18 protein-coding genes and 1 pseudogene are annotated in these 19,443 nt (G+C 53.2%); 12 read left to right on the top strand and 7 right to left on the bottom strand.

The window, feature by feature from the left end:
* Positions 1-143: 143 nt before the first annotated feature.
* On the top strand, positions 144-1,244 hold the full coding sequence (locus tag PCH05_RS22410) for an aliphatic sulfonate ABC transporter substrate-binding protein (protein WP_127606073.1): 1,101 nt from the start codon (positions 144-146) through the stop codon (positions 1,242-1,244).
* Here PCH05_RS22410 and PCH05_RS22405 read toward each other — a convergent pair.
* Together PCH05_RS22405 and PCH05_RS22400 are read right to left on the bottom strand one after the other, a co-directional pair.
* Positions 1,241-3,250: a response regulator transcription factor gene (locus PCH05_RS22405; RefSeq protein ID WP_127606071.1), complete on the bottom strand. Its 2,010-nt coding sequence runs from the start codon at positions 3,248-3,250 to the stop codon at positions 1,241-1,243. The two genes, PCH05_RS22410 and PCH05_RS22405, sit on opposite strands and share 4 nt — an antisense overlap.
* A gap of 24 nt (positions 3,251-3,274) precedes the next feature.
* The gene (locus tag PCH05_RS22400) at positions 3,275-4,123 is read right to left on the bottom strand and encodes a helix-turn-helix domain-containing protein (protein ID WP_127606069.1); all 849 of its coding nucleotides are present in this window, start codon (positions 4,121-4,123) and stop codon (positions 3,275-3,277) included.
* Positions 4,124-4,273: 150 nt separating this feature from the next.
* Here PCH05_RS22400 and PCH05_RS22395 point away from each other — a divergent pair.
* The 8 genes and pseudogenes from PCH05_RS22395 to PCH05_RS22360 all read left to right on the top strand — a co-directional run bounded on the left by PCH05_RS22395 (position 4,274) and on the right by PCH05_RS22360 (position 13,364).
* Positions 4,274-5,785, top strand: a pseudogene (locus PCH05_RS22395) (sulfatase family protein).
* A 231-nt stretch (positions 5,786-6,016) separates the two neighbouring features.
* A complete protein-coding gene (locus PCH05_RS22390) occupies positions 6,017-6,610 on the top strand; it encodes a YkoP family protein (protein ID WP_127606067.1) in 594 nt (197 codons plus the stop codon).
* Positions 6,607-7,359 (top strand): polysaccharide deacetylase family protein, encoded by a 753-nt coding sequence (locus tag PCH05_RS22385; protein WP_127606065.1) that lies wholly within the window; start codon positions 6,607-6,609, stop codon positions 7,357-7,359. The genes PCH05_RS22390 and PCH05_RS22385 overlap by 4 nt, the downstream gene beginning before the upstream one ends.
* 176 nt (positions 7,360-7,535) lie before the next feature.
* Positions 7,536-8,633, top strand: a complete 1,098-nt coding sequence (locus PCH05_RS22380; protein WP_127606063.1) for an outer membrane lipoprotein-sorting protein — start codon at positions 7,536-7,538, stop codon at positions 8,631-8,633.
* Positions 8,634-8,912: 279 nt separating this feature from the next.
* A complete protein-coding gene (gene alr, locus PCH05_RS22375) occupies positions 8,913-10,106 on the top strand; it encodes an alanine racemase (protein WP_127606061.1) in 1,194 nt (397 codons plus the stop codon).
* Positions 10,107-10,326: 220 nt separating this feature from the next.
* A complete protein-coding gene (locus PCH05_RS22370) occupies positions 10,327-10,608 on the top strand; it encodes a CopG family ribbon-helix-helix protein (protein WP_127606059.1) in 282 nt (93 codons plus the stop codon).
* Positions 10,609-10,611: 3 nt separating this feature from the next.
* Entirely contained in the window at positions 10,612-10,962 is a 351-nt protein-coding gene (locus PCH05_RS22365) for a type II toxin-antitoxin system PemK/MazF family toxin (protein WP_127606057.1), read from the top strand.
* A 212-nt stretch (positions 10,963-11,174) separates the two neighbouring features.
* Positions 11,175-13,364, top strand: coding sequence for an alpha-galactosidase (locus PCH05_RS22360; RefSeq protein WP_127606055.1), 2,190 nt, complete (start codon positions 11,175-11,177; stop codon positions 13,362-13,364).
* A gap of 105 nt (positions 13,365-13,469) precedes the next feature.
* Here the strand turns inward: PCH05_RS22360 and PCH05_RS22355 are convergent, their stop codons facing one another.
* Positions 13,470-14,006: a DUF4362 domain-containing protein gene (locus tag PCH05_RS22355; protein WP_127606053.1), complete on the bottom strand. Its 537-nt coding sequence runs from the start codon at positions 14,004-14,006 to the stop codon at positions 13,470-13,472.
* Complete coding sequence (locus PCH05_RS22350) at positions 14,003-14,215, bottom strand: hypothetical protein (protein ID WP_127606051.1); 213 nt, start codon at positions 14,213-14,215, stop codon at positions 14,003-14,005. The genes PCH05_RS22355 and PCH05_RS22350 overlap by 4 nt, the downstream gene beginning before the upstream one ends.
* Before the next feature lie 270 nt (positions 14,216-14,485).
* Here PCH05_RS22350 and PCH05_RS22345 point away from each other — a divergent pair, with 270 nt between their 5' ends.
* The gene (locus PCH05_RS22345; RefSeq protein ID WP_127606049.1) at positions 14,486-16,696 is read left to right on the top strand and encodes a Tex family protein; all 2,211 of its coding nucleotides are present in this window, start codon (positions 14,486-14,488) and stop codon (positions 16,694-16,696) included.
* A 124-nt stretch (positions 16,697-16,820) separates the two neighbouring features.
* Here PCH05_RS22345 and PCH05_RS22340 read toward each other — a convergent pair whose 3' ends face one another.
* Positions 16,821-17,402: a CGNR zinc finger domain-containing protein gene (locus PCH05_RS22340; protein WP_127606047.1), complete on the bottom strand. Its 582-nt coding sequence runs from the start codon at positions 17,400-17,402 to the stop codon at positions 16,821-16,823.
* Positions 17,403-17,607: 205 nt separating this feature from the next.
* Between PCH05_RS22340 and PCH05_RS22335 the strand changes: the two genes are divergently transcribed.
* A complete protein-coding gene (locus PCH05_RS22335; protein WP_127606045.1) occupies positions 17,608-18,078 on the top strand; it encodes a DinB family protein in 471 nt (156 codons plus the stop codon).
* A gap of 149 nt (positions 18,079-18,227) precedes the next feature.
* On the opposite strand, the gene cmpA is transcribed toward PCH05_RS22335, so the two are convergent.
* Complete coding sequence (cmpA, locus tag PCH05_RS22330; RefSeq protein ID WP_127606043.1) at positions 18,228-18,356, bottom strand: cortex morphogenetic protein CmpA; 129 nt, start codon at positions 18,354-18,356, stop codon at positions 18,228-18,230.
* 112 nt (positions 18,357-18,468) lie between these two features.
* Entirely contained in the window at positions 18,469-18,819 is a 351-nt protein-coding gene (locus PCH05_RS22325; RefSeq protein WP_127606150.1) for a hydrolase/acyltransferase, read from the bottom strand.
* 129 nt (positions 18,820-18,948) lie between these two features.
* Here PCH05_RS22325 and PCH05_RS22320 point away from each other — a divergent pair, with 129 nt between their 5' ends.
* On the top strand, positions 18,949-19,428 hold the full coding sequence (locus tag PCH05_RS22320; RefSeq protein WP_127606041.1) for a SprT family protein: 480 nt from the start codon (positions 18,949-18,951) through the stop codon (positions 19,426-19,428).
* Positions 19,429-19,443: the final 15 nt, after the last annotated feature.

Here is a 19,443-nt window from a genome sequence, read left to right as displayed (position 1 = left end):
AAAAATGCCGCTCGGTGCGCATGGTTGAAGCCGATGCTGCCGTATTAGCGGCTTGGCGGCCGGCTGTGTTGGCGGAGGAGCTGCATCATGGAAGTGAAACCTTACTGATCATGGCAAGAATATAAAGGGGGAAATGGTAGACGATGAAAACCAATACCAAAAAAAGCTTTCGTGCTTCGCTTCTGTTATCAGCACTCCTGTGCCTGACGCTGATGATAAGCGCTTGCGGTTCCGGCGCCGGCAGTCAAACCTCTGCGGAGGAACCGGCTTCGTCCGGGCAAGATGCTTCCAAGGAAACCCAAACAGATGCGCCCAAATCGCCGGTGAAAATCAATGTCGGGTATATTCCCGATCTGAATGGAGCGGCGCCGATTGTGGTGGCGGACGAGAAAGGCTTCTTCAAGGATGCCGGCCTGAACGTCAATGCCGTCAAATTCCTGAGCGGCCCGCCTGAATTCCAGGCGATGGCTTCCGGCGATCTGGACATCGCCTACATCGGTCCGGGCGCAACATTTCTGGCGGCTCAGGGACAAGGCAAAATCATCGCGCTGGCCAGCCTCGGCTTCGGGGATATGGTGTATGCCACCAAAAAATCCGGTGTGACGGACTGGAAGGATCTCAAGGGCAAAACGATCGGCGTACCGAAGGGCACCTCGGGTGAAATGATTCTGAACCTGGGTCTGGAAAAGGGCGGATTGAAGCCTTCCGACGTGAACATCGTCAACATCGACGTAGCCGGCGCAGTGTCCGCGTTTGTCGCGAGTAAAGTGGACGCGGTGGCGATCTGGTCGCCGTACACGAAGGAAATCGAGAAGCAGCTGGGCAAGGATAATATCGTGAAGCTGGGAGATAACCGTACGTTCTATCCGGAGTACGTCTTCCCGGCAAGCTGGGTTGTGAATCCGAAGTTCCTGGAGGAAAAGCCGGAGGTCGTCCAGCAGTTCCTCGAAGCATGGGTCAAAGCCAACGACTACAAAATCAAGAACGTGGATGAAACGATATCCCTGACCTCGAAATATACCCAGGTCCCGGAGGATTCGCTGAGGGAGCAGTTTGAGACGATGGAATGGATCGAGTCCTCCAAGATCGCAGGCTACATGAAGGACGGCACGGCTGTGAAGTGGTTCGAGAACCTGGAGAAAATGTTCGTGGATAACGGCAAAATGTCCGAGGTTGTACCGGGCGACAAGTTTATCGCCACCGAGCCGTTCGTGAAAGCGCAGGAGGCGGCCGGCGGGAACTAAGAGTCGCCGCGCACCTGATGGATCAAATGGATAATGTTCAGCTCGCGGAGCAGGGAAATCACTTCCTTGCTCCGTTTTTTATTGAATTTTTTCAAAATGACGTTAATCTGCGATTTGATCGTGGAGATCTCGACCTGACGCTGCTTGGCGATTTCGGATATTTTGCAGCCGCTGTACAGCAGCTGAATGATCTCAAGCTCGCTTGGTGTCAGCTGCGACAGAATCAGGGTCGCCTGAAACAGATTTTCCTGGTTTTTGCGGATGCGGGTAAACTCGCTTTTGATTTTGTTCGCGATTTCCGGATGCATCTGGGACATGCCTTCATGCGCGCTGCGCACCCGCTGGACGATCTCCTGGTCGGGTCTTGTCTTCAGCACGTAATCGACGGCACCCGTCTCAAAGGCGCTGAAGATCGTTTCATCATCCTCATGCACGGTCAGAAACACGATCCTTGCCTGGGGGAACTCTTCTAAGATGAGATGCGCATGGAGGATGCCGTCATGCTTGGCGTCCATTTCGATATCCATGAGCACGACGTCCGCGCCGGCCGTCCGCATCAGCTGTAGGGCCATTTTGCCGCTGGATGCCTGCCCGGCAATCCGGATATCCTCATGGCTGCTCAGAACCGTGCAGAAATGTTCGCGGAGTACATCCAAATCCTCAGCCACGATGACACGAATCGGTGAGTTGTTTTGCTCCTTCTCCATGCCGCAGCCGTTATCGGAGATGCTGATAATGTTGAAATTGCCCTCCGGATAAGAAGTGATCTGGATCATGCCGTGCTTCTCCTCGGGAATCGCCTCCGCCGCATTGGTCAGGATATTGTAAATAGCTTCGGACAAGTGGGCTTGGTCGGCTAACACGGTAATTCCTTCATCTTCGAAACGGATGAGCACCTCAATCGGTCTTGAGCCTGCGTCGAACCGGCCCAGCACATCATCCATCAGCTCACGCACAGGCACGGAACGCAGCTGCAGATGAGTGGTTTTGATGGAGCGGTACAGCTGATCCAGCCGCTCGAGCGTCTCGTGCACGACAGTCTGGGCCCTATCCAGAGGCTCTTTGCCTGTAGGCGGAGCTGCCGGAGCATTGTGCTGCTTCGCCTGATTCAGAAGCACCTGGATCATGAGCAGCTGATTTTTGATCCCGTGCGTGAACACCTTGATCCCCATATCCGCCGTTTTCAGCTTGCGTTCGAGCAGCAGCGTCTCCTGGCCCATTTTTTTCTCGATATCGGTGTAGCGCCAGATCGAAAACAAGCTGATACCGGATAAAATGCCCGTGATGCCGATGCCCAGATACCATTCGAACAAGGTAAGCGGCGGATTGAAGTTGGAAAAGTCCGAATACAGCACGTAGTAGGTACGGACGTCCGTCACCTGCATCGGTCCCATAAATCCGAGGTAAAAGTAAAACAGCACGAGCGCGAACACGCCGTAGAGAATATGCTTGATCTGTTTTTTCAGCCACGGGATCGTGACATGGGAATAATAATAATAAAGGATGAGCGAAGTGGCATAGAGGGCCGAAACGACGAGCCAGCCGCGCGTGATGAAGCTGATGATGTACGTGCTTTTGGGATTGAGGAGGCTCAGCATGGGCTTGTATATGACCGGATCATAGAAAATGATATTAATCAGAGGCAAAATAGCGTGAAGTGCCAGCACGAGAATGCGGTGCTTCATCCGGTTGTTGTAGAAGAGCGACAGGGACAGGCCGATAAAGCCGAAGATAAACAGCGATCTGCCGATCGTGATCATGCGGCTGACGCCGTCGATGCTGATCGGGGAGTGGAGCAGCAGGTTGCGGATCGTATCGTTGAAGAAAAGCACGATGTTGACGCGGTAATAGAATCCGCCGTATTTGGCAATGAAGAGGACCAGTCCGGACATGCTGAGAAACCAGCCGAGCAGAATAATCGACATCCAGTACACGGACGGGTTCCGGGCTTTGGCGATAAACATAATAATCATGGCCGACATCAGGAGGATAAGTAGAATCGTCATATCCGTAAAGCTCCTTTGATGGGTCTATTCAAGCTTGGTTTGATAATATCGGGTCGGCGCCGAGCCGAAATAACGGCGGAATGCCCGCGAAAAGGATGCGGTATCCGAATATCCGAGGCTCAGGGCCGTTTCGAGCACCGAGTGTCCCTGCTGCAGCATGAGTAATGATTTGTCCATTTTGAGCCGCTTCAAATACAGGGTCGGCGTCGTGCCGACGCGTTCCGTGAACATTTTGGAAAAATAGGATCGGTGTATCCCTACATAGGCCGCGGCATCCTGTACGGTAATATCCTCGGTATAGTGGGTGTCCATATAATTTTTGCTGTCCTCGATCCATTGGTCGGGCTTGCCCGGAATGCTCTGCTCCGATTCTGCGGGAAGCAGCTGGCTCAGCAGCCGGTAGCTCAGGATGGAGCGGTTCAGCCGATCCTGCATGGAGCCGCCGGTTCCGGCATGGAGCAGCTGCTCGAAGGTGAGCAGGAACTCCCTCGTCATTTTTTTGTGGGCAAAGGGCAGGGCGGCGTTCATCGGGACGGAGTCCAAAATAACGGCGGCCTGTTCACCCTGAAAAGCAATCCAGCCCATGCGCAGCTTATCCGGACACGGATGGATGCGATACGTATACGTACGGTTAGGAAAAAGGCAGAAGACATCGCCCTTGTGCAGCACGGCATTCTGTTGTCCATCGTGAAGCTCTACCGCTCCAGACTTGACAAAATGCAAACTATAATAGGGCACCATGCGCGGTCCGGCATGATAGTCGGGCTTTGCTTCGTTGATCCCGGCATGAATCGGCCATAAACCGCCGCTTTTCTCATAATCATCAGGGTTGAAATGGGTAACGTGGTAGTATTCATTCGCCCGCTCCAGCAAAGAATGTATCCCCTTTCATTGTACATGAATTTGCCTGAATTGTACCATATATCCTGACAAAATGTTAAAGATATCTAACTCGCGGTCATGGGAACCATGCCGGATGGCGGCTAAGATGGGAGTAATGAACCAAGCAAAGGAATGAACCCCATGCCAAAGCCTAATATTGTACTGATTACAAGCGATCAACAGCATTGGAATACGATCGGCGCATTCAATCCGGAAATATCGACGCCGCATCTGGACCGCCTGGTGCGGGAAGGGACGACCTTTTCGAGAGCGTACTGCCCGAATCCGACCTGCACGCCTTCGCGTTCTTCCATCATCACCGGCAAATATCCGAGCCAGCATGGAGCATGGACGCTCGGCACCAAGCTGTCGGAAGAAGAAACGACCGTCGGGGATTTGCTGCAGGGGGAAGGCTACCGGACGGCGCTGGTGGGTAAAGCGCATTTCCAACCGGTCTTCACGAAAGAGCCCTACACGTCGCTGGAAGGCCGCGATAAGCTTCATGATTTTGCTTTTTGGCGTGATTTTCACGGGCCTTTTTACGGCTTCGAGCATATCGAGCTGCTGCGCAACCATGCCAACGAATATTTGGTCGGACAGCATTACGCGCTGTGGATGGAGGAGAAGGGCTGCGGGAATTGGCGTGATTATTACTCAGCTCCGACAGGGACGATGGATGAATCGGTTCGATTTTCCTGGCCGATTCCGGAAGCGTATCATTACAACACCTGGATTGCGGAGCGCTCGAACGCGTTGATGGAGGAATACAGCGGCAAGGAAGAGCCGTTCATGCTGTGGGCCAGCTTTCCGGATCCGCATCCGCCATACTTGGTGCCCGAGCCATGGGCGAGCATGTATGATCCGGATACACTGACGGTGCCGAAGGCTGTGCCGGGCGAACATGACCGCAACCCGCCGCATTTTCAAATGACGCAGCTCGCAGGTCCCGATTTTTCGTCCTATAAGGAGACCGGCTACGGCATCCATGGCTATCACTCCCATATAGGCATGACGGAGGAAGAGCACCGGAAGGCGGTCGCCACGTATTACGGCATGGTCAGCTTTATGGATGACGCGATCGGCCGCATTCTGAACAAGCTGGATGCGCTCGGCATCGCGGACAACACCATCGTCGTCTTTACGACGGATCACGGGCATTTATTCGGTCAGCACGGCATGATGTACAAGGGAGGATTCCATTATGAGGATCTGCTGCGGCTCCCCTTTATCGTGAGATATCCGGGGCGCACGCCTGCGGGCATGGTATCCGATTCGATCCAGTCCCTGGTAGATTTGGCGCCTACGTTTCTGCGTTTGGCCGGAACCGATGTGCCGCAGGCGATGACGGGCGTGGACCAGTCTGCCGTGTGGCTGAACCCGGAGACGGCCGCGCGTGATCACGCGATCTGTGAGTTCCGCCATGAACCGACGACGATCCACCAGAAGACGTACGTAGGCCAGCGATACAAAATCACCGTCTATTACAACCAGATCTATGGCGAGCTGTTCGATCTCTAGCAGGATCCCCACGAGCTTCATAACCTGTGGCATGATGAGGAAAGCCAATCTTTGAAAATGGAGCTGCTGATGAAGTATATTTGGGCGGAGCTTGGCAAGGAATCGATGCCGATGCCGCGCGTCTCCCACGCCTAGGCCGTTTTTACGGCGAATATGGGCCGTTCTCCGAGCAGGAGAGCGGCTTTTTTTGCATTAAACAGGGAATTAAGAAAATCGTAAGAAAGAAGAAAGGGAAACGATAGGTTCATTTTTTACAATGTTGGCATGGATCGGTGGTTTTCTGTCGTCTAACGAAATAAGAGACGTCTTGCAAGAGAAGCGGTCTGCTGCAGAAGACCAAATTTGAAGAGAAAGACGTGACCCACATTGAATTTGATATCTTCCGTTTCCAAAGCAAGCGCACAGTCGGTATGGATGGCCTGGGAATCACTGTTTGACCAAGTAACGAAGCTGCGGAGCGCATCCGTCAGAAAATACGGTATCTGTAAACTGGTTACCCGTCGGCATCATGGAAAAAGCGTGGAGTGCCAAGACGGGCAATGGATCCATCGCGGGGATTGGGTGGGGGAGCTCCACCTGGATAACCGGCAGGTGCTGCAGATGTCCAAGGAGCTCGGTCCCGACCGGGCCGCGCTGATGACCGCCAGAATGCTCCGGCGTTCCATGAAGCAAATCAGCGAGGCCCTGGAGACGGACGCCGAACTGATGCAAGTCCAAGCGTTGACGGGGATCACGCTGCTGCACCGGGGCATTATCCATGGGCTCGGGTTCGAGCTGCATCCGCTGGACTCCAAGGGGTTCCGGATATTTTCCACCTATTATTTGCGGCTGCTGATGCGCGTGCTGCATCCGGTTGGCAGGGAACGCACGAAGCAGAATGCCCCGAAGCTGGTTCCCAAAATGCTCATCATGACGCGGGAATCCCTGCTTGCCCGCTATGCGAAGGATGGCTTGTCATGACCTACTTCATCGATAAAATACTGCTGCTGCTCGTTCTCGTCTATATGCTCGTTCCCTTTGCCATCACGCGGATCTGGGGGATCGGAGTGACGCTGCACGGGCGCCCCGGACGCCGGATTGCCTTTACCTTTGATGACGGGCCTGATCCGGCATACACTCCACGCCTATTGGATCTGCTGAAACGGAAAGGAATCCGGGCTACCTTCTTTGTGCTGGGCAGCAAAGCGGAGCGTTATCCCGAGCTGATCAGACGGATTCGCGAGGAAGGGCATCTCATTGGCATTCATAATTACAAGCATCTCCCCAACTGGCTGATGAGTCCTAAGCATGTCCGCCGGCAGCAGGTGGAGCGTTCCGCCGATATCATCGAGCGGATTACAGGCGAACGCCCGACGTACTACCGCCCGCCGTGGGGGCTGCTGAATCTCGGGGATATATTCACGCTGCGGAAGAACTTCCGGATCGTGCTTTGGTCCGTGATGGGCCATGACTGGGTGAAGGAGAAGGGCCTGAAGCCTCTGAAGGAGCGAATCCTGGACCAGCTGAAGCCGGGCTCCATCATTCTGCTGCATGACAGCGGGGATACGGTGGGGGCAGAGATCGATGCGCCGGAGCTGATGCTTGCGGAGCTTGACGCCATTCTGGACGATGAGCGCATGCAGGGTTACGCATGTGTGCGGGTGGATGAACTGTTAGAAGCGCGGGAGGCGAGGCAGCGGCCGGTACCTGCGTCACAAATGAATCCTTAACGAACGAATTGGCCGCTCCCGGCTCGGGGATGACGGTCGTTTTGTTTATGCAGCCGCTCCGGCAAAACAAAATGTACGGGCCTGCTCCGGCTTGTCAGGCTAGTCTGCATAATGTGAACAAGTCCCTCATAGACATGTATCAATCAGTTAAAACATGTGCTAAAGGGGATGATGTCATGCGCCGGATGTCATGGGTACTCGCCATGATCTTGTGCGTCACCGTCGTATTTGCCGGTTGCGGCAAAAAAGACGCCGCTTCCGTAGTCAAAGGTTTGAATAATGTGGCCGACACACTGCAAAGCAAGGAGGGATCTTATAAAGGAACGGGGAAGATGACGCTGTTTACCAGCGAAAAGCCGCAGGAGTACAACATTGAGGTCTGGTATCAAAATCCTGCCTACTACCGCATCAGCCTCACCAACGCCCAAAAGGACGTCACCCAAATCGTGCTCCGCAACGACGACGGCGTATTCGTCCTCACGCCAAGCCTAAATAAAAGCTTCCGCTTTAAAAGCGACTGGCCGGAAAATCAGGGGCAGGTGTACCTGTACCAAACGCTCGTGCAGGGAATCCTGAGCGATAAAACGCGGCAATTTGCCACAGACAAGGACAGCTATGTGTTCGACGTGGCGGCCAACTACCACAGCCAGTCCCTGGTCCGTCAGAAGATTTGGCTGAGCAAGGACAATTACGCGCCTAAACAGGTGCAGGTTTCAGATGCTGAAGCCCATGTCATGGTGGAAGTGAAGTTCACCGAGTTCAAGTTCGATGCCAAATTCGAAAAAGATTCTTTCGATATGAAGCGCAACATGACCGCTTTGGATGATCCGACATTGGGTACGGTGCTTCAGGTGGATGAGAACGGGAATCCGATCACGGCTGACGATCAGCAGACGGACGGAAGTACGGCTGCAGCGCCAAAAGAACTCGGCGACTTCGGGATGATTACTCCGGATTATGCGCCGGAAGGCGTGGAGTCGAAGGACACCAATAAATTGGAAGACAGCGCGAATCATACGGTTATCCTCCGTTACGATGGAACGTATCAATATACCATCATGGAATCGCGCTCGCCGGATAAGGCCGTGTCTGCCCTGGCATCCGGAACGGTGGTGGATCTCGGGTTCACTTCCGCGCTTCTCACCGAAGACGGTCAAAGAACGCTGACCTGGATGAATGATGACGGAATCGAATTCCGGATTACGAGCGCCAATCTTCCGGTTGATGAAATGACGAGAATTGCCGTGTCTTTACAGGAACAAACGGGTAAATAATACGAAGTAGGCGGATTCCCGAATTGTTAGAGCTGATTCCTCTACAATGAAGGCCTCCGCCTATTTTATCTTCTGACGCTGACGTGGTACGGTAAACCCGCCCGAAACCGACCAGCCGTGGTTCATTGACAGTGGCCTTCCCGAACATTACGATTAATGAGCGAGTTATATAGAATGGACTATAGCAAATCGCGATACCGGAGTACAGGATGGATCGTGATCAGATGGCTTGGTTCAAGCTATGTCGTGTTAAAACGTAAGAGAAGGTGACTGCAAACCATGCAAGTTCAATATAGAGCAACACAGGCGGAAATAAATCTGGATCATTTGCGTGCCAACTACGGGGCATTCCGGGATGCGCTTCCTGATGAGATGAAGCTTCTGGCTTGCGTCAAAGCGGATGCTTACGGACATGGTGCCGTCGAAGTGGCGCGCGAGCTGGAAAAAGCGGGCGTGGACTATTTAAGCGTGGCCTTCCTGGACGAAGCCATTCAGCTTCGGCAGGCGGGAATTCAGGCGCCTGTTCTGGTGCTTGGATATACACCGCCCGAAGGCATTCCGGCAGCCTGGGAGCATCGGGTTACGGTAACGGTGTTCAGCCCGGAGGTGCTGGAAGCCATTGCGGCTCTGCCGGAGGAAAGCCTGATACGGCCCTTGAAGGTGCACATCAAGATTGACAGCGGCATGGGCCGATTGGGACTTCTTCCCGGCGAAGGCGCCGTAGCGTTCATCGAGGAGGCCATGGGATTGCCGCAGGCTGAGGTGGAAGGGATGTTCACCCATTTTTCCAAAGCGGATGAAGAAGATAAAAGCTATACACTGGAGCAATACCGGCGTTTTACTAGCGTAGTGGTCGCTCTTAAGGAAAGAGGCACAAGCCTCCCGATTATACATACGGGAAACAGTGCCGCCGCGATCGACACTCCGGAGCTGTCCTACAACATGGTACGCATCGGAATCAGCTTGTACGGACTCTACCCTTCGGACGAAGTCAACCGGCAAAAGGTGGCGCTGACCCCGGTATTGACGCTGAAGACAAAGGTTGCATACGTCAAAACGCTTCCCCCTCATTGGGGCGTAAGCTACGGCGCAAGATATGTGACGGACACGGATGAGACCATCGCCACGCTTCCGATCGGCTACGCGGACGGATATTCCCGGATGCTGAGCGGTAAGGCGGAGGTACTGATCCGCGGACGCCGCGTGCCTGTCGTCGGGACGATATGCATGGACCAGTGTATGGTTACGTTGCAATCTTTTGCCGAAGAGGCGAAAGAAATTCAAGTCGGTGAAGAGGTTGTACTCATCGGCCGGCAGTCCGGCGAAAGCATTTCGGCGGATGAGCTGGCATCCTGGCTAGGTACCATTCATTACGAAGTCATCTGCATGATCGCAGGCCGGATCCCCCGCTTTTATATCCGAAACGGGGCGCCTTACACCTTAAGCAATCCTTTGATCAGCCAAGTGAATTAAACCGGACTTAACCTTTTGTTAGGGGAAGAAGGAATAACTTGCATGCGTCTCGAATATACAATTGTGACGAGATTGTCTGTACGGAAATGCCGACTGTAGTTTATAATGGAATGCAGCATACCTGATATACCTTCGGCATATATATTCCTTTGTATAAATTTCCTTGAATAAAGTTATACTGGTGCACAAGGGTGTGAAGGTTGTGGGGGTGGAAGAAAAGGTGGCTAATATGCAGAATACCAAGAGGATTATGATCAGCTTGCCGGATCATCTTTTGCAGGAAGTGGATGGCATCGTTGCTATGGAGAATTCCAACCGCAGTGAACTTATCAGGCAGGCCATGAAGCTGTATTTGCTTGAACGGAAGAAACGATATATCCGGGAGTCCATGCAGCGCGGCTATATGGAAATGGCCAAAATCAATTTAACCATGGCTTCTGAAGCGTTTCATGCGGAGGAAGATGCAGACAGCACTCTAGGCCGCTTAGTGAGCGGGGTGTAAACATTGATCGTAAAACGCGGCGACGTTTTTTTTGCGGATCTTTCACCCGTTGTCGGTTCTGAACAAGGTGGAGTGAGACCGGTGCTGATCATCCAGAATGATATCGGCAACCGTTTTAGCCCTACGGTGATCGTAGCGGCTATTACGGCCCAGATTCAAAAAGCCAAACTGCCGACGCATGTGGAAATCGATGCGGCTTCGCATGGCTTTGACAGGGACTCTGTGATATTGCTGGAGCAAATCCGAACCATTGATAAGCAGAGACTGACAGACAAAATCACACATCTTGACGAGGAAACGATGAAAAAGGTGGATGATTCCCTGCAGATCAGTCTGAGCTTGATCGACTTTTAACTTAACGTGCAAACCAAAAGGCGTGCCCCTGCGGGCTCGCCTTTTGTTCATTTTTGTACCCGCGGGCTTTGCGCTTGTTTCCCCATAACATGTCACATAAGTCCATTGTGTAAGGCAGATGATCCATGTACCTTTGAAGTATCAAATAAAGAGCGGACAAGGCCGGGAAAGACCGGCTACAAGGCAAGCCCGCTTAAGCTACGGAGGGATATATGGGTATTCATGTTGATTCCAGACAGCAGCTGTTCCATTTGCAAACCAAAGGCGCAAGCTATGTATTTCAGATTCTGCCTTCGGGCTATGCGGCACATTTGTATTACGGGAAAAGGCTGCGTGCGAGCGATCTCAGCTGGCTGCTGGTCACGCAGGAGCGCTGTTCGTTCAGCCCGACTCCGCTGCCGGAAGACCGCAGCATTTCGCTGGATACGCTGCCGCAGGAGCTTCCGGTATACGGTACGAGCGATTACCGCACGCCAATGCTGCAGGTGAAGCTGCCAGACGGCACGACCATCACGGAATTTAAGTACGTCTCGCATCGCGTGCAGCAGGGCAAGCCCGGTCTTGAGGGGCTGCCGTCGGTTTATGTGGAACGGGAAAGCGAAGCGGAGACCCTGCTAGTCCATCTGCAGGACCTTGCTTCGGGGCTCCACGTCGAACTGGTCTACACGGTGCTGGAGGATCATGATGCCATGACGCGTTCGATGCGCATCGTCAATGACAGCGGGAATAACGTGGAGCTTCTGAGAGCGCTGAGCGCCAGCGTCGATTTTCCGCATATGGATTACGAATGGCTGCAGCTGTCCGGCGCCTGGACGCGGGAGAGGGATATTGTGCGCCGTCCGCTTGCCTATGGCATGCAGGGCGTGGAAAGCCGCCGGGGCGCGAGCAGCCATCAGCAGAATCCGTTTGCCGCGCTGTTGTCGCCGGGGGCGGACGAGGACCAGGGGGAAGTGTATGGCTTCAGCTTGGTTTACAGCGGCAGCTTCATCGCGCAGGCCGAGGTAGATCAGTTCCGGACGGCCCGGCTGTCGATCGGCATCAATCCGTTTGATTTTGAGTGGCTGCTGGAACCCGGGGAGAGCTTTCAAACACCGGAAACGGTGATGGTTTATTCTGCGGAAGGACTGGGCGGCATGTCCCGCATCTACCATAAGCTCTATCGCGAGCGTCTTGCGCGGGGACGGTTCCGCGATCAGGAGCGCCCGGTTCTCGTGAATAACTGGGAAGCGACGTATTTTAATTTTAACGCGGAGAAAATCGAGAACATTGCAAAAGCCGGCCAGGAGCTCGGGATTGAGCTGTTCGTGTTGGACGACGGCTGGTTTGGGCATCGCGACCGCGATGATTCCTCGCTTGGCGACTGGAAGGTCGATCTGAACAAGCTGCCTGCCGGCTTGGATGACCTCGTGCACAGGGTTAACCATCTCGGCATGCAGTTCGGTTTATGGTTCGAACCGGAGATGGTTTCGCCGGACAGCGACCTTTACCGCCAGCATCCGGACTGGTGCCTGCATGTTCCCGGACGCCGACGCACGGAGGGCAGGCAGCAGCTGATCCTTGACTTTTCTCGTCAGGATGTCCGGGACGAGATCGTGCGCATGATCAGCGAAGTGCTGGGCAGCGCGCCGATTACGTACGTGAAATGGGACATGAACCGCAATATGACGGAGATCGGCTCGGCATTGCTGCCGCCGCAGCGGCAGCGGGAGACCGCGCACCGCTATATGCTAGGATTGTATGATGTCATGGAACGGATCACATCCGCTTTTCCGCATATTCTGTTTGAAAGCTGCTCGGGCGGCGGCGGACGCTTCGATCCGGGAATGCTGTATTACATGCCGCAGACGTGGACGAGCGACAATACGGATGCCGTATCACGCCTTCGCATCCAGTACGGCACCAGCATTGTGTACCCGGTGAGCTCGATGGGCTCGCATGTCTCCGCGGTTCCGAACCATCAGGTGAACCGCACGACGCCGCTGGATATGCGCGGTTTGGTCGCGATGTCGGGCAACTTCGGGTACGAGCTGGATTTGACGCGCTTTAGCGATGAGGAGAAAGAGCAGGTCAAGCAGCAAGTCGCCTTGTATAAGGAGATTCGCGGCCTTGTGCAGTTCGGTCTTCATTATCGTCTGCTGAGCCCCTTTGAAGGTAATGAAACAGCCTGGATGTTCGTGGCGGAGGACGGCAGCGAAGCAGCCGTATTCTATTTCCGCGTGCTGTCCGAGTCTAATGCGCCGCTAAGCCGTCTGAAGCTGAAGGGGCTGGATGCGGGCGCAGATTATTCGATCCATGGAAAAGAAGGCATCTATGGAGGCGATGCTTTGATGTACGCGGGGATTTCCATCGGGGAGCAGCGCGGGGATTTCCACAGTGAGCTGATTCGATTGAAACGCATATAACGGCAATGAAAAAGACCATCCCTTTTCACGGAAATAGGATGGTCTTTTTTTTCTTTTATTAAAAATTCAGGGTCATGTTAAGCCGAGCTGTTGTATAATCCTGATTCACTTTTTTGTCACGAGAAGTAAAAAGTAACTCATTTCAGAATCGTTCTTTGTACATCCGCTAAGGGTATATTGGGTTCCATCCTGTACATCTTCACTTGTCACGTTGGCACAACGATCCGTTCGTATCCCATTATTGCTACCACCAAATGCATCATTTGAATTATCGTAGGAGTAGCTGATTTCTTCACCGTTGTACTTCAAATCCTTATATATCGGGTCTCCCTCGTCAGTATAACCCGTGATTCTAATACGATCTGCCTTTTTGCTTTCGAGGTTAGCGAGGAAACGATCGAATTTTTCAACGTTGTAGACTTTGCTTAGATATACCACATCGCCTTTGCTGATCGCTTTATCGAATGAATAAGCTTTGCTTTTGGCGCTTGATTCATCATCATGATGGGAACAACCCCATAAACTCCCCAGTACAGATACGGACACCATAAAAAATATTAATTTTTTCATCGCAGCGGCCCCCGTTACAAAATTTACCTGGCCTTTACATAACGTATTTAATTCTAAAAAAGTTTCAATCATTCATACACAAGGCTGGCGACAACGTTGAACCATTCCTTGGCGTAGTGAATTTCGATGCCATATCCATCGCCAATTCGCTTGTCCAATACGCTCTTCGCACCCTGAAACGGAACCCGTAAGGTTATTTCGCGAGAGGGCTTTTTGGAGTTGGTCGCTATATTTTCAGGGGAATCAGGGGAAAAAACGCACGCAGAAGAAGCTTCTGCCATCATTGTTTGCCTCTTCCAAAGATGCCCGCTGGAAATGTAGGCAAAAGTTTGTGATAATATACAAGAACCATGCTTTACTTTTTAGAATAACGTCTAAATTTATCTAGACCTTCACTTGAACTCCGATCCTCGCATACAAAGAGGCGGAGACCGGAATTTTACATGACGAAAATGAAATGTATGGACAACGCTAATAAACGAACGTTATATACCTGACTTTGCATTTTTCACGCATAACAAGCGATTGATACGGGGAAAGAGGGATTTCATATGACAGAAAAGCTGATGGAAATGAACACGGAAGAACAGAAAGCCAAGGAACAGGAACGCATCATACAGCAGACCGCAAAGGAATTGCAGCTTTCGCTCAAGCAGATCCGCACGACGGTGGAGCTCTTGGATGAAGGCAATACAATTCCTTTTATTGCGCGTTACCGTAAGGAAATGACCGGGGAGCTCGATGAAAATCAGCTGCGGGATATCGAGGAACGCGTAGGCTACCTGCGGAACCTCGAGGAGCGCAAGCGGGAAGTCATCCGGATCATCGATGAGCAGGGCAAGCTGACGGGAGAGCTGAAGTCTGCGATCGAGAAAGCGGTCAAGCTGCAGGAAGTGGAGGACTTGTACCGTCCATACCGGCAAAAACGCAAAACCCGCGCCAGCGTGGCCAAGGAAAAGGGGCTCGAGCCGCTCGCGAACTGGATCATGGAGCAGCCGAAGCAGGGAGATTTGCGGCAGGAGGCCGCCAAATACGTCGACGCCGAAAAAGGCGTGGAAAGCACGGATGATGCTGTGGCCGGAGCCATGGATATTTTGGCGGAAAATATGGCGGATGACGCGACGATCCGTTCCTGGGTGCGCCGCTATACGATGGACCATGCGATGCTGACCTCGGAGGCGAAGGATGCAGAGCAGGAATCGGTGTATGAAAACTACTACAGCTACCGGGAGCTGGCCAAAAAGATGCCGCCTCACCGGATTCTGGCGATTAACCGCGGCGAGCGCGAAAATATTCTGAAGGTAGGGCTCGAAGTATCGGCCGATCCGATTCATCATTTCATGGCGCGCCAGGTGATCCAAGGAGCTTCTGTCGTGAAGGACGTTCTGACGGCCGTGATCGAGGATGCCTACAAGCGTCTGATCGCGCCATCCATCGAGCGGGAGATCCGGGCGGAATTAACGGAAAAAGGCGAGAACCAGGCGATCTCGATCTTCTCCGGCAACCTGCGCAGCTTGCTTTTGCAGCCGCCGGTCAAGGGCAGATGCGTGCTTGGCGTTGACCCGGCATACCGGACAGGCTGTAAGCTGGCCGTCGTGGACGACACGGGCAAGCTGCTGGAGGTGGCCGTGACGTATCCGACACCGCCGAACAACAAACGGAAAGAAGCAGCGGAGAAATTCCGCGAGCTTATTACGAAGTACGGCATTCAGCTGATCGTCATCGGCAATGGCACGGCTTCCCGCGAAACCGAGCAATTCGTGGCGGAAGTCATCGGCGAATTGAGCGACTTGAATTTAGCTTATCTGATCGTCAACGAAGCCGGAGCGAGCGTGTACTCGGCTTCCAAGCTGGCGCAGGAAGAGTTCCCGGAGCTGGACGTGGCGGAACGCAGCGCGGTTTCCATTGCCCGCCGGGTACAGGACCCGCTGGCAGAGCTGGTTAAGATCGAGCCGAAGGCGATCGGCGTCGGACAATACCAGCATGACGTATCGCAAAAGCATCTGGACGAAAGCCTCAAGGCCGTGGTGGAGTCCGCGGTTAACCATGTGGGCGTGGACGTGAATACGGCTTCTCCGTCGCTGCTGTCTTATGTGGCTGGCGTTAACGCGACCTTGGCCAAAAACATCGTGAAATACCGCGATTCGAACGGGAAATTCAACAGCCGCAAGCAGCTGCAGAGCGTGCCGCGCCTCGGCGCCAAAACCTATGAGCAGTGCATCGGCTTCATGCGCATCTCAGATGGGGATAACCCGCTGGATCGTACTCCGATCCACCCGGAATCTTACCCGGTCGTAGACCGTTTGTTCAAGGAGCTTGGCATCGGCATGGACAAGCTGGGAACGCAGGAGCTGGCGAATCTGCTGGCGCAGCAGTCCGTGGAGCAGCTGGCCGCGGCGCTGGAGGTAGGCGTGCCGACACTGCGTGATATTTTGGAGAGCTTGCAGCGTCCGGGCCGCGACCCGCGCGAAGAGCTGCCGCTGCCGATTTTCCGGACGGATGTACTCAAGATCGAAGATTTGCTGCCAGGGATGGAGCTTCAAGGAACGGTCCGCAACGTGATCGATTTCGGCGCGTTCGTGGATATCGGCATCAAGAGCGACGGACTTGTGCATATTTCACAGCTAAGCGACGGCTATGTGAAGCATCCGATGGATGTCGTGTCGGTTGGGGATAACGTAACGGTATGGGTGTTGAACGTGGATTTGAAGAAAGGCCGTGTCGGGCTTACGATGCGCCAGCCGAAGGATCAGCAGCAATAAAACCGGCCCGAAGCCGCTATCGCAGCATCAACGGATAACAAAACAAGCCCCTTTTTAAAAATGGAAGATCCAGGGGCTTGTTTCGTTGTGTTCATTTTCTTATGATTTGATGAATTTAAGAGCATCAGGACGAGGGATTGGTTTCCGAGCCGTCAGTAGCGGCCTCCTGCTTCTTTCTGGCGCGAAAACGCCGGACCTTCATCAGGTTGCCGCACATTTTATCGTCGCAGTACCGCTTGGATCGGTTGCGCGTATCGTCGTAATATACCCAGAGGCAGTCCGGATTGCCGCAGATGCGGATCCGCGAAAGCTCGCCGCAGGCCAGCGTAGACGCAAAGGAGGCTGAAATTTCGGCCATCACTTGCGTCCAATTGGCGTTCACAGGGATTTCCTGAAGCTGTGGCCCATGTTCTTGGGTCATGACCAAGCGGCGGTATACGGGTCCCGCATTCATCCACTGGTTGAGCTGTTCGATATGGCCTGCGTTCGGTTCATGCCCGGAAACGATCTGCTGGACTGTGTCCAGCAAAAAGTGCCGCAGCCTTCGCATTTCATTTCGCTCCTCCTCGGTGGGGAACGCTTCCGCGCAGACCCGATCCTGCTTCATGAACCAGGTGAGCCATTTTTCCTGTTCGAGCCGATCCTCGGAGCGGCCGCTGCCGCGCCAATCATGCCACATGCTGTTGATGAAGTCATCCCAAAGCATTGCAGTTCATCCTTTCTATATGAGCATTGTAGCAAGCCTGCGAGGCTTTTGCTATCTTTTGCCCAAGCATCGGAAAAGGGATTCCGAACGGAATGGAGGATGATTTGGAATAAATTTCTTGTCTATGCCAAATGAATATGTTAGAGTGTTTGTAACGACCTAATATTAATTACAGTGGTTACAAAACGAAATGGAGGCGACAGGCATGAACATCCGGGAGCTTTTGCTGCAATATTGGGATAACAGTATGGACCAAGAGGATTGGTACCCGCCGCTCGGTCCCGCGCTGAAGGAAGTGACGCTGGAGCAGGCGGTTTGGAAGCCTCGAATGGGTGCGTCGAACAGCATTTGGGAGAACGTTCAGCATTTGCTGTATTACAAGGAACGCATTTTGGGCCGAATGACGGACCCGGATGGACTGCCCGCGCATATCGGCAACGAAGAAACATTCCGCATTCCGGAAATCAGCGGGCAGGCATGGGAAGAGGCGCGGACAAAGCTCGAACAGCTCCATGCCCAATTGCGAAGCCAGCTCGAACGGATGCCGGAGGACGAACTGGAGAGAGAACCGGAGCGTTTCCAAAGCTTGATTACCCATGATGCTTACCATACGGGACAAATTGTGTTATTGCGCAAGCTGCAGGGCTCCTGGCCGGCGACAAGAAGCTTTTCGTAGGGTGCTGTGCAAGCATTTCGGGTGAGATGAAGCCGGAGTGAAGATATTTCTTGGGAAGCTATTATATGAGAAAATGTAAAAAACCAAGCCGGACATTATGTCCGGCTTGGTTTTTGCGTACGGGCGTGTTATGGATTTGGAAATCCGGCTTATGGGTGATCCGTGCCTTCGCCCGCTGAATTGCGGTAAAAGAACCAGCAATCGTTCAGCAGCTTGATTTGGCGTCTGTCCTTTTTGCGAAAGGCGCGTGTCAGTTGATTGCAGAGCCATTGCGGCAAGGGTATCTCCTCCTCTTGCTAAACCTTATGTATGGATAGCATATGGGGAAGAAGCCCAAAGCGTGCAGGTCTACGTCGTTTTATGGCATAAAGAAAATCGCTTATGCTCGGGTTATGCGAATTCTTCCTCGTACCATTGCTCCAGCTGGGCCTGCAGGGCACGGATTTCGGTAAGCAGGGATACCAGCGGATAGTTCGTTTCGTTCAAGGAGGCAAAAGAGCGTTCCAGATCGTTGATGTAATCAAGTCCGCCGATGATCGCGGCATCCTCCTGAAGCAGCTCGAGCTTGTCGCATTCGGCTACGGCGAGCGGAAGGACGGGCGTCCCTTCGGCCGTAAGCTTGCTGACTTCCTTATGAAGCCTCAGGTTCAGCGCGCTGAGCTGGTAAGCATAATCGGCTGGCATCTCCACATACTGGAGCTTGTCTTTTAACTGTAAAATCACGTAACGCATGTTTGGCATCATGTTAAGTTCCCCCTCCATACTTGCTGCATTGCTTGTCGGTGCATCCTTTACTTGACAGTGTAGCTTAGGCAGAAGTTAAAATTCAAGTAGGACAAGCGGAAAGGATGTAGCAGGCTTATGCCATCGATGAGCAATGACGAACTGCAGGTCTGGGTGGAGAGCGTGTCGCTGGACAGCTTTGGCGTGCCCTTTCGGCATCGGGCGACTTTTAATGCAAGGCTCTCTTCCACAGGCGGGCGTTATTTTACCAAAAGCCATGATATCGAGATCAATCCTCATCAGCTGGAGGAAAACGGCAAGGAGGAAGTGGAGAAGATCATTAAGCATGAGCTTTGCCACTATCATCTTCATTTGGCGGGGAGAGGGTACAAGCATCGCGATCAGGATTTTAAAAGGCTGTTGCAGCATGTCGGGGGAAGCCGGTTCTGTACCTCGCTGCAAAGCCGTGGAAGCCGCAAGGTACAGCCGTACCGTTACGTGCTGGTATGCCGCGACTGCGGGATGAAATATATGCGCAAACGCAAGGTGGATACGCGGCGTTTCCGGTGCGGAAAATGCAGGGGAAAGCTGCATCAGCAAGCGCTTGACTCATCCCCTAAATCATGATAAATTATTGATTGT

The sequence above is a fragment of the Paenibacillus chibensis genome, assembly GCF_004001045.1.
GTDB lineage: Bacteria > Bacillota > Bacilli > Paenibacillales > Paenibacillaceae > Paenibacillus_AQ > Paenibacillus_AQ chibensis.
Note: the sequence above shows the minus strand (reverse complement) of the source record. Positions and strands in the feature narration are given on the sequence as shown.

Coding starts and splice junctions, on each gene's coding strand:
- PCH05_RS22405 (WP_127606071.1), bottom strand. CDS start 3,250: ATGACGATTCTACTTATCCTCCTGATGTCGGCCATGATTATTATGTTT.
- PCH05_RS22360 (WP_127606055.1), top strand. CDS start 11,175: ATGGGTATTCATGTTGATTCCAGACAGCAGCTGTTCCATTTGCAAACC.
- PCH05_RS22335 (WP_127606045.1), top strand. CDS start 17,608: ATGAACATCCGGGAGCTTTTGCTGCAATATTGGGATAACAGTATGGAC.
- PCH05_RS22355 (WP_127606053.1), bottom strand. CDS start 14,006: ATGATTGAAACTTTTTTAGAATTAAATACGTTATGTAAAGGCCAGGTA.
- PCH05_RS22345 (WP_127606049.1), top strand. CDS start 14,486: ATGACAGAAAAGCTGATGGAAATGAACACGGAAGAACAGAAAGCCAAG.
- PCH05_RS22385 (WP_127606065.1), top strand. CDS start 6,607: ATGACCTACTTCATCGATAAAATACTGCTGCTGCTCGTTCTCGTCTAT.
- PCH05_RS22380 (WP_127606063.1), top strand. CDS start 7,536: ATGCGCCGGATGTCATGGGTACTCGCCATGATCTTGTGCGTCACCGTC.
- PCH05_RS22410 (WP_127606073.1), top strand. CDS start 144: ATGAAAACCAATACCAAAAAAAGCTTTCGTGCTTCGCTTCTGTTATCA.
- PCH05_RS22350 (WP_127606051.1), bottom strand. CDS start 14,215: ATGGCAGAAGCTTCTTCTGCGTGCGTTTTTTCCCCTGATTCCCCTGAA.
- alr (WP_127606061.1), top strand. CDS start 8,913: ATGCAAGTTCAATATAGAGCAACACAGGCGGAAATAAATCTGGATCAT.
- PCH05_RS22325 (WP_127606150.1), bottom strand. CDS start 18,819: ATGCCAAACATGCGTTACGTGATTTTACAGTTAAAAGACAAGCTCCAG.
- PCH05_RS22340 (WP_127606047.1), bottom strand. CDS start 17,402: ATGCTTTGGGATGACTTCATCAACAGCATGTGGCATGATTGGCGCGGC.
- PCH05_RS22320 (WP_127606041.1), top strand. CDS start 18,949: ATGAGCAATGACGAACTGCAGGTCTGGGTGGAGAGCGTGTCGCTGGAC.